Annotated in this window: 11 protein-coding genes; 7 read left to right on the plus strand and 4 right to left on the minus strand. The window is 26.8% G+C overall.

Annotated features, from left to right (window positions below):
• Positions 1-143: 143 nt before the first annotated feature.
• Together MALL_RS02810 and MALL_RS02815 are read right to left on the minus strand one after the other, a co-directional pair.
• The gene (locus MALL_RS02810; protein WP_040545588.1) at positions 144-833 is read right to left on the minus strand and encodes a YgjP-like metallopeptidase domain-containing protein; all 690 of its coding nucleotides are present in this window, start codon (positions 831-833) and stop codon (positions 144-146) included.
• Positions 834-871: 38 nt separating this feature from the next.
• Complete coding sequence (locus MALL_RS02815) at positions 872-1,438, minus strand: ECF transporter S component (protein ID WP_005683751.1); 567 nt, start codon at positions 1,436-1,438, stop codon at positions 872-874.
• Between the two features lie 53 nt (positions 1,439-1,491).
• On the opposite strand from MALL_RS02815, the gene MALL_RS02820 reads away from it, so the two are divergent.
• The 3 genes from MALL_RS02820 to MALL_RS02830 all read left to right on the plus strand — a co-directional run bounded on the left by MALL_RS02820 (position 1,492) and on the right by MALL_RS02830 (position 7,641).
• Positions 1,492-2,253: a type III pantothenate kinase gene (locus MALL_RS02820; RefSeq protein WP_005683755.1), complete on the plus strand. Its 762-nt coding sequence runs from the start codon at positions 1,492-1,494 to the stop codon at positions 2,251-2,253.
• Between the two features lie 15 nt (positions 2,254-2,268).
• Positions 2,269-3,216, plus strand: a complete 948-nt coding sequence (locus MALL_RS02825; protein WP_005683816.1) for a phosphatidate cytidylyltransferase — start codon at positions 2,269-2,271, stop codon at positions 3,214-3,216.
• An 81-nt stretch (positions 3,217-3,297) separates the two neighbouring features.
• Positions 3,298-7,641 carry a PolC-type DNA polymerase III gene (locus MALL_RS02830; protein WP_040545590.1) on the plus strand — a complete coding sequence of 1,448 codons (4,344 nt, stop codon included), beginning with the start codon at positions 3,298-3,300 and terminating at the stop codon, positions 7,639-7,641.
• Positions 7,642-7,800: 159 nt separating this feature from the next.
• Here MALL_RS02830 and MALL_RS02835 read toward each other — a convergent pair whose 3' ends face one another.
• Together MALL_RS02835 and MALL_RS02840 are read right to left on the minus strand one after the other, a co-directional pair.
• Complete coding sequence (locus MALL_RS02835; protein ID WP_005683766.1) at positions 7,801-8,346, minus strand: DJ-1/PfpI family protein; 546 nt, start codon at positions 8,344-8,346, stop codon at positions 7,801-7,803.
• Positions 8,347-8,429: 83 nt separating this feature from the next.
• Entirely contained in the window at positions 8,430-9,344 is a 915-nt protein-coding gene (locus MALL_RS02840) for an MSC_0882 family membrane protein (RefSeq protein ID WP_005683969.1), read from the minus strand.
• A 58-nt stretch (positions 9,345-9,402) separates the two neighbouring features.
• Between MALL_RS02840 and MALL_RS02845 the strand changes: the two genes are divergently transcribed.
• The 4 genes from MALL_RS02845 to MALL_RS02860 all read left to right on the plus strand — a co-directional run bounded on the left by MALL_RS02845 (position 9,403) and on the right by MALL_RS02860 (position 13,462).
• A complete protein-coding gene (locus MALL_RS02845) occupies positions 9,403-9,879 on the plus strand; it encodes a deoxycytidylate deaminase (RefSeq protein WP_005683912.1) in 477 nt (158 codons plus the stop codon).
• A gap of 11 nt (positions 9,880-9,890) precedes the next feature.
• Positions 9,891-11,048, plus strand: a complete 1,158-nt coding sequence (locus tag MALL_RS02850) for an SLAC1 family transporter (RefSeq protein ID WP_005683842.1) — start codon at positions 9,891-9,893, stop codon at positions 11,046-11,048.
• A gap of 142 nt (positions 11,049-11,190) precedes the next feature.
• On the plus strand, positions 11,191-12,342 hold the full coding sequence (fucO, locus tag MALL_RS02855; protein WP_005683725.1) for a lactaldehyde reductase: 1,152 nt from the start codon (positions 11,191-11,193) through the stop codon (positions 12,340-12,342).
• Positions 12,343-12,454: 112 nt separating this feature from the next.
• Entirely contained in the window at positions 12,455-13,462 is a 1,008-nt protein-coding gene (locus MALL_RS02860; protein WP_005683864.1) for a hypothetical protein, read from the plus strand.
• The last annotated feature ends 42 nt before the right edge of the window (positions 13,463-13,504 follow it).

The raw sequence follows: 13,504 nt of genomic DNA on the forward strand, positions 1-13,504 counted from the left end.
TAGCATAAAGTGCTTTAAATTGCTAAAATTAAATAATTCAAAAACGCCTATGTTCAAGACGTTTTAGTAAAAAGTGTTTTTAATCATTCTAATTTTATAGTTTTCTTTCAATAATAAAAATTTCTTAAGAAATTAATAAGAATTTAAAGCACAACTCCCTTATTAAGTTTTATTTTTAATAACTTGTGATTGGGACAATACTTAAAAAGCATTTCATAAAATAACTTAGAGTGATTAGGATGAACATAATGGCATAGCTCATGTGTCGCTAAAAATCTAATAATTTCATCAGGAAATGGATAAACGTTAATATTGTAAGTTATATGATTCTTTCTATGTTGTGCATGATAAGTTCTTGAAGTTTTAAGAGAAATTGTATGTTCTGGAATATTCATTATTTTTTCCATTTCTCTTTGGATTAGTTTACATTTTTCAAGTAATTTTATTTTAATTCAATCCATTAAAGTTTCGGAAACTTTACTTAAATTTTTAAGAAATATTTTTTCTAAAAATTCATCTTTTTTGAAGATTAAAATAAAGTTGTTTTCAATTTTATAGTTTAACTTTTCGCCTAATAAGAAAAAATAATCAGGATAAATTACTCTTACGTTTTCAGTAATAAATCCTGGGTTTTCTAAAATTATTTTTACTTCTTTATTTGCTGCTGATTCTATCTCTTTATCTGTTGTGTTTTTAAACTTAGTAATAAAAAAAGTATTTTGATTAAAACGCACACTAACTTTGCCCTCATATTGTGTTCAGTCTTTGAATATTACTTGAAATTTTGTATTATGAAGTTTCTCTAAGTTCAAAATTGCTATTGGCGTTTTCATGTTTTAATTATAAAAAAAATAATCACTTTTGATTATTTTTATCAAGTTATTTTATGTTCTTTTAAGTCTAATTCTTTGTTTCTAAAGTACTTAACAGCTGGTCATAGAGCGCCAACAACTATTGCACTGAATGCTACCTCTACAATAAAGTTTAATCAAATTAAAATAATTCAAGCTTTTAGATTTGTTAATCAAGAAATAGGTGCTACAGAATGGTGTATAAATAAAAAGACAGTAACTAATAAAGTATTGAATACAGGACATAAAATCCCTAAAACAACTGCTTTATAAATATTTGGTTTACCTAATAATTTATAAAACAAGTAAACTAATAATCCAACTAAAATTCTAGGTAAAACTGATAAATCAGGATATATAAAAGTTGGTTCTCCAAACACTATAGAAGCTATTAAAGATCCTATACCAAAAGTTAATCCGGCTGTAAAAGCTCCTATAAAGCCCATATGAAGAGTTGCAACTACAACAATAAAAGGAATTGTTGAAATATGTATTACTCCAATTTTTATATATCCCAATCATGGGACAAGACTCATCATCATTATTAATGCTACATAAATAGCACAGTAAGTTATTTTTTTAATCATTATGCCTCTCAATAAAGTATTTTATAATAAAATATTTTTATTAGGATTAGAAAATGAAAAAAAATAATGAAAAATTTTTAACTATTGATATTGGAAATTCATACATTAAAATGGCTGTTTTTGGTCAAAATGTAGAACTTTTAGAGTATTCTGTTTTTCCAACAAAATTACAAAGCATCAAACAAATAACAAAAACTATTGAGTCTTATAAAAAACTTGAAATTAAACAAGCTATTTTAGGATCTGTTGTTAAGGATTTTGATTTAATAATTCAATCTATTATTAAAGAAAATCTAAAAATTATTCCTTATAAAATAAATCAACAAACAAAATTTAATTTTGACCAAAATGGCTATGTTGAAAAAGGAATTGGACATGACTTGCTGGCTTTAGCACAATATTCAACTCTCAAAAACAAAAACGCAATAGCTTTTTCTTTTGGCACTTCATCTGTTGGTTTATTTATAAAAAACAACAAACTTGTTGGCGTTAGCATTGCTGGTGGGCTTGATTCTTCATATGAAACACTTGTTAAAAAAGCTTCTTTGTTAAACAAAATAGAAATTGATAAAAATTCCATGTTACCCTATGGTACAGATAATAAAGAATGCTTAGAATCTGGCTATCATCATCTAAGAAATGGTTTTGCTTTAAGTTTTATTAGCTCTTTAGAAAAAGAATTAAATATAGCTCAAACATTTATAGTAGCATCTGGAAATGCAGCTGGTAATTTTAAAAATAATTACAAAATAAATGTTGATAAATATGCTATTTTAGAAGGTTATTTAAATATTTTGATTACAAATTCAAAATAGTATAAAATTTGATATATGTCTAAATTAAATGAAAAAATGAGCAAAATAAAAAACGACCGGATTATTCCAGCTATTATTTTGTCTTTATTTTTTGGTGGTTTATTTTGCTTTACTATAATAGGTGGAAATGCAAATGGCAATTTTGGAACTGTTTCAAGGATAATTTCATACATAATTTTTTCTTTATTATTTGTTTATGTTTCATTTGAACTTTTTAAGTCATTTAAACTTGCATGATATATTAGTTTGTTTTTGGCTTTTGCTAGCGCTACAGCTTTTGCTCTACCATTTTCACTTATAAGTCAATACATAGATTATAGTTTAGATCCTGATAATAAATTTTCTATGATAAATGTAGTAACATTTTTATTTGAAGATTATTTAAGTGTTTTAATTCTTTTAGCTGTGTCAATTTTTTACTTTTTTTATCAAACTTTTACTATTGAAAATAGAAACATAAAAAACATTTTTATTAAATCCTTAGTTTTATTTATTGCACTTTATATATTATTAATTTCTTCAAAACAATTAATCTATTCATCAGTTTTTGCTTGACAATATTTTATATTATTTATTGCAGTTAGTATTTGTGCTGATGTAGCAGGTTTTTTTGGAGGAAAATTCTTTGGTCACAAAATTTTTAGAAAAAAATTAGCCCCAAATATTTCACCTAAAAAAACATGAGAAGGAGCAATAACAGCATTTATTTTAACTTCAATACTAATTGTTAGTGTTGTTGTTTCACTTAACTTATACAATGGAAACATCGCTGTTCAAACTATTGTTAGTTTAACATTACCTATTTTTGCAATATTAGGTGATTTGACTTTTTCAGCTATAAAACGGATGAATTTGACAAAAGACTTTTCAAAATTATTACTTGGACATGGTGGAATTTTAGATAGATATGATTCAATAAGTTTTACATTTTTCTTTGGTTTTTTAATGTTGCTTGCAATTTAAAATGAAAATAATATATTCACATTATAAAAATAATTGAATGTATTTTTTTTTGTATCTTTTATTCGTTTGTATAATAATAACATGCATTCAAAAAAATATTACAAAGACGAAGCCTTTAGCAAATTTATGGAATTTTTACAACTACCAAAATTAAACTCACTTAGAGAAAGTTTTATTTCAAAAGATATAACTTATAGCGTTGTTGATGGCAACTATTTTTTTGATGTGTCTATAACTTTTGTTAAACTACCAAACATTAGAGAATTTGACTTATTAATAAAAAAAATTAGAAACAACAATACTCATACTTTTAATGTTGACTTTACTATTATTAATAATATAAATGATAATTTACATGTTAAACAATACTTATATTATATTGCTGACAATAATTTAACTTTAAGTTGAATAAAAGACAGTTTTTTTGAACACAATTTAACTTCAAATAAAACCAATACTCATTGATTAATAAGTTATACAAACATCAATGACTCTGAAAAGATTGCACAAGCCTGCTCAATTTTTAACCAGGAAATGTCATGAATGGGATTTAAAGATTTTAAAATTTCACCTCTATTAAAAGAATATACAGTTTCAAAAACTCAAACAAGCATTGATTATCAAGAAGCTCTAAGAAAAAAAATCGAAATAGAAAACAATGAAGCTTTAAATGCAGCAAAAAAATCTCTAAATAGAAAATTAAGATATTCCAAAAGTGCTAACTATTTAAAACAAACCATTTCAGAAATAAACGCAGATGAATTAGATGAAAAATCAAGAATATGCTTTGAAGGTGTAGTTTACAAAAGTGCCTATAGCCTAGCTAAAAATTCACAAAAACATATGTATGTTTATAATATTACAGACTACGCTGATGCCATTGAGGTTAAGTTATTTTTAGAGCAACCATTAGAAGGTAATAATCTTATTAATGACAATGATTATGTTATCGTTGAAGGTTCCATAGCTAAAAATAATAGAAATGTGATATTTATCTGAGCCAACTCTATTACAAAAACTGAAAATAAATTTGAATCTGTTTTAGACGATGCCTTAACTAAAAGAATTGAGTTTAATACTAAAAGTAAAATGAATTCAATGGACGGTATTTTAAACCCTGCCCAAATTATAAAAAAAGCTAAAGAATTAAATCATAAAGCTGTAGCTCTTTTAGATTCAAACTCAGTTCAAGGATTCCCAGAATTTTATTCAAGTGCTTTAAAGCAAGGAATTAAACCAATTTTAGGAACGACTTTTAGTGCTATAAACAAGTCACATCAGGCTGTATTAAACTATCAACATGATCAAGTTTTAAAACAAGCAGATTACATAAGTTTTGATATTGAAACAACCGGTCTTTCTCCTCGTTATCACGAAATAATAGAATTTGGAGCAAGTATTATAAAAAATGGATCAATCGTTGCTCGTGAACAATTTTTTATAAAAGCTTCAAAACCGCTAAGTTCTTTTACAACAAATCTTACTGGTATAACAGATAAAATGCTTCAAGAAGAAGGTATTGAACTTAAAACAGCATTAGAAAGAATTTTAAAATTATTTGAAAATAAAATCGCTTTAGCTCACAATGCCCAATTTGATATGAACTTTGTTTTTCAAAAACTATTAGACAATTGTTATGCAATACCATCAATTTCTTTTGTTGACACATTAATGATTTCAAGAATAATTTTTCCAAACAAATCAAAACATAGATTAGGTGATTATACTTCAAACTTAGGTATTAATTACTCTGTTGATGATGCTCACCGTGCTGATTATGATGCTGAGATTTTAGCACAAGCATGAATAGCTTCAATTTCACATTTAGCTCAATTGAATTTAAACAATTTATCTGATTTACACAATTATCAAAATAGCAATTTGCATGCTAAAAAGTTCTCTAATGAAGTAAGTATCATTGCTAAAAACCAAATTGGTTTAAAGAAGCTTTTTAAATTAGTTACAAAAACTCTAACCGAAAGATTTTTTGACTCACCTAAGTTATTCTTAGAAGACTTAGAAAAAGACCAAGACTTACTGGTGGGTTCAGCTGGTTTAAATGGATTTTTATTAAACACTTTATTTTACAAAAGTGATTTAGTTTTAAGAGAATACATTAAACTTTATGATTATGTTGAAATTCCTTCAATTTCAAATTTTAAACATTGAATAGAATACGAAGATTTTACTCTTGAACAAATACAAGATGGGTTAAGATATTTAATTAATTTAGCTTTAGAACACTCAAAAATTGTAATAGCAGTTGGTGATGTTAGATACATTGATAAACCAGGTAAAGCCGCTTATGATTTATTAATTTATGCTAAAGCAATTGGTGGAGATAGACACTATTTATATGAATATAGACGTAGACATAACTTAAAAACACCAGAAAGGTTTTTCTTAACAACTGAACAAATGTTAGAAGAATTTGAGTTTTTAGGCAAAGAATTAGCTTATAAAATAGTGGTTCAAAATACAAATTTAATAGCAGATTCTATAGATAATATAGAAGTAATTAAAAAAGATTTATACACACCTAAATTTGATGATTCGCATGAGAAATTAAAAGATTTAGTTTACAAAACTGCTCATAAAAAATATGGCGAAGTTTTGCCAGAAATCATTGAGAATAGGATAAAAAAGGAAATTGATCCTATTCTAAAATATGGATATGATGTTATTTATTGAATATCACACAAACTTGTAAAAAAATCGGTTGAAAATGGATACTTAGTAGGTAGTCGTGGTTCGGTTGGTTCATCGCTAGTTGCAACATTATCCGGTATTACAGAAGTAAATCCTCTACCTCCTCACTATATTTGTCAAAATTGTAAATATTTTGAACTTGTAGAAAGCCCTATAACAACTTCTGGTTTTGATTTAGATGATAAAAATTGTCCTAAATGCAATAGCATTTTAGACAAAGATGGTCAAACTATACCTTTTGAAACTTTTTTAGGATTTAAAGCAGATAAAGTTCCAGATATTGATTTAAACTTTTCAGGAGAATATCAAGCACAAATTCATAATGAAGTTAAAAGATTGTTTGGACAAAATCATACTTTTAGAGCTGGAACAATTTCTACAGCTGCATATAAAACAAGTTTTGGTTACATAAAAAATGCTATTGATGAAAACGGAAAGCATATCTCTGATAATTTTGTTGATTATTTAACAACTCAAATTGAGGGAGTAAAAAGAACTACAGGACAACACCCAGGTGGAATCTTAATTATTCCTAAAGAATTTGATGTAGAAGACTTTTGCCCGATAAATTTCCCGGCTGATGATACAAGTAGTGACTGAAAAACAACTCACTTTGATTTTAGAGCTATTCACGATAATGTTCTAAAACTAGACTTACTAGGGCATGATGATCCTACTGCTATTAGAATGTTAGAAAAACTAACAGGTTTAAATGTAAAAAAAGATATACCAAAAAAAGATGAAAAAGTTATGTCGATTTTTAAATCACCTAAGGCATTAGGAATTGAGCCATCACAAATAGGAAACGAACAAACAGGTGCTCTAGGAATTCCAGAATTTGGTACACCTTTTGTTCGGAAAATGCTTGAACAATCTAAACCACAACATTTTTCGGATTTAATTTCTCTTTCAGGATTGTCCCACGGAACAGATGTTTGATTAAATAACGCACAAAGTTTAATTATGAATGAAGGATTAACTATTGATAAAGTTATTTCTTGTCGTGATGACATTATGGTTTATCTAATTCAAAATGGTGTTGAATCATTAGATGCTTTTAAAATTATGGAACAAGTAAGAAAAGGTCAAGGTATTAAACCTGATCAAGAAGAAATGTTGAAAAAAATTGGTATTAAAAATTGATACATTGAAAGTATGAAAAAAATAAAATACATGTTTCCTAAAGCCCATGCTACTGCATATGTACTAATGGCTTGAAGAATTGCATGATTTAAAGTTTATAAACCTTTAGAATATTATGCAACATACTTTACAACACGTTGTGATGTATTTGATATAGAATCAATGGCTAATGATGTAAATCTTGCAAAAATTAATAATAAAATTAGTGAAATAAATAATAAAAGCAATAACGAACGAAGTGTAAAAGAAAACAATTTAATACCAGTTTTAGAAATAGCTAGAGAACTTTATGCTAGAGGTTTTAGTATTTCATCAATTTCTGTACACGAATCTCTCGAAAACGAGTGAATTATTAATCGTGAAAAGAAATGTTTAATTCCTTCTTTTTCAACCATGGATGGTTTAGGAATAAATATAGCTGAAACCATTACTGCAGCAAGAAAAGAAAGACCATTTACTTCTAAGGAAGACTTTTTTAAAAGAACTTCGATTACTAAAACACAGTTTAATGAGTTTGAAAAACTTGGTATATTCGGTGATTTACCTGATTCTGAACAAAACACATTATTTTAACTATGCACAAGCATAGTTTTTTGTATATATAAATTTTTTTATACTTTACACTTATAAAAAATAAACTGTTTACCCATAAGTCTAAGTAAGTCTATAATAAAAACAAGCATTAATACAAAAAATATAAATAAAAAAACTTGCATATCTGCAAGTCTCTCATTATTTTTTAGCATACATTCAAATTTTTGCTTGTGAGCCCATTTCCTTGCCAAATATTTCTTTAACAGCTTCTATTCCTAAATCAACAGCTGCTCCAGCACATTTACCTGATAAAAATTTTCCTTTATGGTTTGTTACCATATTATCGTTTCTTAAATTAGATGCTACCATATTTGGTATTGGATAAGAAGAATAAGGAATAGAATCATCAATAATATGGTTTTCATAAATTACATTTGGCGCATCACATATTGAGATAACATATTTTTTGTTTTGTATAAATTTCTCTATAATTTTCAAAGATTCTTTATCTTTTCTTAGTTCTTGAGCTCCTGGTCCTCCAGGAACGAATAAAATATCAAATTCATTAAAGTCAACTTTATTAACCATATTTAGTTTAATAATACTAAATTGTCCTATTGCTTTAGTATATTTAGGATTGTAATAAACAATATCATCTAGCTTTTTTGTTCTTTCTAAACAAGCAACCACTCCTGTTAATTCAACATCATTAAATCTATTGTGTACTAATACTAATAATTTCATACAACCTACTTTCAAATTTATTATACCAAGCTCTAGTAACAAAAGTTTAACAAAAAAACTTGTTATACAAGTTTAGTTTGTTATTACTTTGCTTTTTTACGTTTAATAATTCTAAATACCGCAAGTATTGCAATAAAAATTGGTAGCACAATAAATATTCCAACACATATTAAATAAACTTTAAGAAGTGCTTTATTTAGTTTCTCTTTTGAAACTGCAACACCTTCCATAATTTCATGTGTTTTTTCTCCAAGAAAATCTTGTAAGTCAGAAATTCTTTTTTTATCTATAACACTTGCAAATATGTAAACTCCAGTTATTGCAACAAGTGCAATTACATTAATTATTGTAAAAACATTGACATTCCCAAATGCTTTTTGAAGAATAAGCTCCATATTAAGCTTTAGAGCAAAAATATCACTCTCAGTATTGATCTTTAAATACTTAAGTCCAAATACAACCAATGTAAAGAAACCATAAAAAGTTAAAATGTTAATAAAAATTCACATTACTTTCACTGTTTTTAAACTCATTTTGCGATAAGTTGTATGAAACATAACATTAGCTGATGAATCTCCTCTTGAATAACTATCTCTAAGTCTTTTTACTGTATTTTTTCATGAAACAAAATCAATTAAATTTCTTGCCATAAAATAAAATGCTATAAAGGAAATTAAAGCTAATAAAATGTAATAACCAATAACATTTCCATTTACCGTTTTATCTATGTATTCGGTACCAAAAGGAATTTTTATAATTTCGCTAAAAACTAAATACAAAATTAATATTGTTAATAATGTAGTAAATAAAAGTGCACCTCAAACTAATGATGTAATTCCTTTTATTACTTTTTCACGGCGAATTATTTTATAAGCTCTTGGACTTAATTGACCAAGCGGATCACTTTTTAACATTGATTCATTATTTATAGTGCGATCTAGACTACTATTTTGAATAACATTAATTCCTTGAGTGTCTTTTATTGGGTTAAACTGCATTGATCTCCATTCATATTTCTATATATTATATTATAATTGTAAAATACATGAGGTAAATATGACAAAGAGAATTAATTGAGATACTTATTTTATTTCTTTAGCAAAAATTTCGGCTTTAAGAAGTAAAGATCCAAGCACACAAGTTGGTGCTTGTATAATTAACGATGAAAAAAAAGTTATAGGTCTAGGTTATAATGGAATGCCTAATGGAAATGACATTGATTTTCCATGAGGTAGAGATAGCAAAATAGCCAAAGAAACTAAATACCCATACGTTGTTCATGCTGAAGTAAATGCAATCTTAAACGCTATAGTACAGCCAAAAGGGGCAATTATTTATACAACTTTATATCCTTGTATAAATTGTGCAAAAGTAATTGTTCAATCAGGAATTAAAGAAGTTGTTTTTGAAGATGACAAGTATAAAGACACTGAAGATGGAGAAATGGCAAGATACTTATTTGAGAAATGCAATATCAAAACACGCAAACTGACAACTAGTGCAAAAATTATTTTAGAACAAATACCAAACTAAAAGGAGTAATATTGAGGCAGAAAATCAAAAACATTACACAACACTTACCTAGTGGAACCAGTGGTTTAGGACTAGGTTCAATCTCGCTTGGAGGAATATGATTCTTCTTTATGAGATACATTTATCAAAATACTAATGAAATTTTATATTATGACTTTGGGTTAATAGTTTACTGAATGACATTCATTTTCGGAACCTATTGTTTCATAAGTATTTTAGTAAAATTTAGCTTCAATTTTAAACTCTTTATGCATGAGTGAAAAGGAAGTGCTACTTCAGGTTTTTTGCCAACTAAATGAATGCTTTTAATACAATTAATTGCCTTTATTTCAGGTCTCTACACTGGTTCTCACGACAAGGACTTTAACTACGATTATGTAACACGAGTTGTTAATGTCGGAACTATAATAGGTTCAATAATTAGCATTATTGCTCTACTACTACAATTAATTATGCTTGTTGGTTTTTTAACATTTGTTATTAAAAATCACAAAATAAAAAGCGATTTGGCTTACTCATCATGATTTGTTCCAACTGTCGGTATAGTTATTATTTGTAACGCCTATCCTAACTTTGGAAATGTTATACCAATAGAATTTTATCGTTTTGTTTGATTCATTGGATTTGGACTTTATGCTCTATTTTTACCAATCATACTTTATAAAATAATTTTCTTTAAGTACAGTGAAAAACCTCAATTTGCTTCAATGGGTGTTTTTGTTTCTCCAGGTTGTTTATTGTTGGCTTCTTTTTTAAGTATTTTTACTGACCTTAATTCGTACTTTGCATATGATTCTAAATTCTTTTGTTACTTTATGGTCATGATTTTAATAGCTATAACTATGCTTGGAATGTTTATATTCTTTATTTCACTTCTTAAAATTATTTCGCAAGGGTTTCATACAAATTGAACTGCTCTGACTTATCCTAGTGCAGTTACATCAACAGCTTTTTTAAGGTTGTATGCAGATTTTAAAGATTTGCAAGATTTAGAAAAAGTATCAACTTTTGCCCATAACTTTTTTGGAGCCGCTTACACCTTTTTCTTGGTTATAGGAAGTATCTTCTTAATAATATCGACTTTGATAATTTCTTATGTATCTTTTAGATATTTAGTAATTCACTTTCAAGTTTACTTTAGAAAACTACAATTTGAAAATGATTTATAAACTGGAATTTTTTCCACATTTAATGTAATTTTTATTCTTTATTAGCGAGTATTAACTCGCTATTTTTAATAAGCGTATAATCTAAATTGTAAAAATCTTTTAAGGTATTTTTACGTTTAATAAACTTATTTATGGAGATATTATGGCAAACAGAATGGTATTAAATCCGGTATCTTACTTTGGACGTAATTCACGTCAAAACATAGTTACTGAAGTACAAAAAAGAAAATTAAATCATGCTTTTATATGTACTGATAAATCAATCGTAGAACACAAAGTTTTAGATCTAGTTACAGATGTACTAAAAGCTAACAATTTAACATTTACTGTTTTTGACAATGTTGAAGCAAACCCTACAATTGAAAATATTCAAGCAGGAGTTGAAGCTTTTAAAAAATCAAAAGCTGATTACATTTTAACAGTTGGAGGAGGGTCAGCTCTTGACACTGCAAAAGGAATTGGAATTATTATTACCAATCCAGAATTTTATGATGTTAGATCTTTAGAAGGATTAAGTCCTACAAAAAACAGAGCGATATTTACAATAGCTGTTCCTACAACTGCTGGAACAGCATCAGAAGTAACAATGAACTACGTTGTTACAGATAATGAAAAACACAGAAAATTTGTCTGTGTTGATCCTAATGATGTACCTGAAGTAGCTATTGTTGATGCTGATATGACTTCAACAATGCCAGCTGGCTTAGCAAAAGCAAGTGGGATGGATGCTCTTACACATGCAATTGAAGGTTATATAACCAAAGGTGCAACTATCATGAGTGATATGTTACATATTAAATCAATTGAATTAATTGCACACAATTTAGAAAAAGCTGTTAAAGGTGATAAAGACGCTAGAGACAACATGATTTTAGCCTCATATGTTGCTGGAATGGGTTATTCAAATGTTGGGTTAGGAATTGTTCACTCAATGTCACACCCGCTTAGTGCTTATTATAAAATGGCACATGGTATTGCAAATGCTATTTTATTACCAACAGTTATGGAATTTAATGCTCAATATAGTGGAGAAAAATATAAAGATATTGCGGTTGCTTTTGGTGTTAAAAACACGGAAAAAATGTCTCAAGATGAGTATAGAAAAGCAGCAGTAAATGCAGTAAGACAACTATCATTGAATCTAGAAATTCCTCAAAGTCTAGTTGGTTTAATGAAACCAGAAGATTTAGAAAAAATTTCTCAATCTGCACTTTCAGATGTATGTACTGGAGGAAATCCTAGAGACGTTAATTTAGAAGACATTAAAACTTTATATAAAAAATTATTAAAATAGTTCTTAAAAGTATCGGAATCACCGATATTTTTTTAATTTTAAAAATCTAAATTACTTCTTTTTTGATTGTTTATTTAATATATAATAAAAAAATATTTGTAAGGGAGATTCTATGAAAAAACACAATAAAATCATTTTTAACTTAACTATTTCAACTTTTACACTTTTACCAGTTATTTTAAGCTCATGTTCAAAAGCAACAACTGATACTTTAAAAAAGAGCGATGTAGAAACATCTAAGTCTCCGATTAATAATAAAACCAACGAATCTATTACTATAAATAAAGAACCAATGACAACTAGTTCAGACACAAATGATAATAAAGAGTTTTTAGAATTAACCGAAAACACTATGAATAAGAATAATAAAGAAAAAGAAGTAACAAAAATTTCACAAGAAGTATTAAATTTTAAAAATAAACATAGTTATATTATTAATTTAAAAAACAGTGAAATTGCATTAGAACATAAAAACTTAATCACTAAAGTTGATTCTGATTATTTATTACTTAAAAATGAAGATAAATTACAATTAAAAAATGAGTATAGTAAAATCACTAATGTCAAAAACGCCTTATCCACAATATTAAATAAAAAAATTGAGAAGGAAGAGTTATTAAAAACAGAGATTAAAAACTGAAGCACTTTTATAATAAAAATAGATAATAAGTCTCGTTTTTTAAGTTTAAAAAATGCTTCATCTCACTTTATAAATTATTTAGATAAAGTATTAAAAGGTAAACAAATATTTAATGACTTAAATGATTATGATAATCTTTTAGAAACGTCTAAAAAATACTTAAACCAATTCATTCAAGAAGAAAAAAAATTATCACTGACAGAAGTTACTGTTGATGAGTCAAAAACTGATTTTAAATTAATTTTAAAGTCTGAAAAAGTAGTTAATTTAAAAAATAAAATACAAGAGGCCATCAAGAAAAATCCTGTTTTTAATGAATTAGACAAAAGGCTAAATGAAGCGCTAACTAAATACACAAAAATATTAGATGAAGTTTCAGATAAAAGTAAAATCGCTGACATTCATAACGCCTTTAATAATGAATTAGAAGGCATAGAAAATGGCTTTAGAAGCTTTTCTGAATTACCTTCAAACAAATAACAAAAAACTTGGTTACAATGAACCAAGTTTTTTTAAAATTTA

This window comes from Mycoplasmopsis alligatoris A21JP2 (genome assembly GCF_000178375.1).
Taxonomy (GTDB): domain Bacteria; phylum Bacillota_I; class Bacilli_A; order Mycoplasmatales; family Metamycoplasmataceae; genus Mycoplasmopsis; species Mycoplasmopsis alligatoris.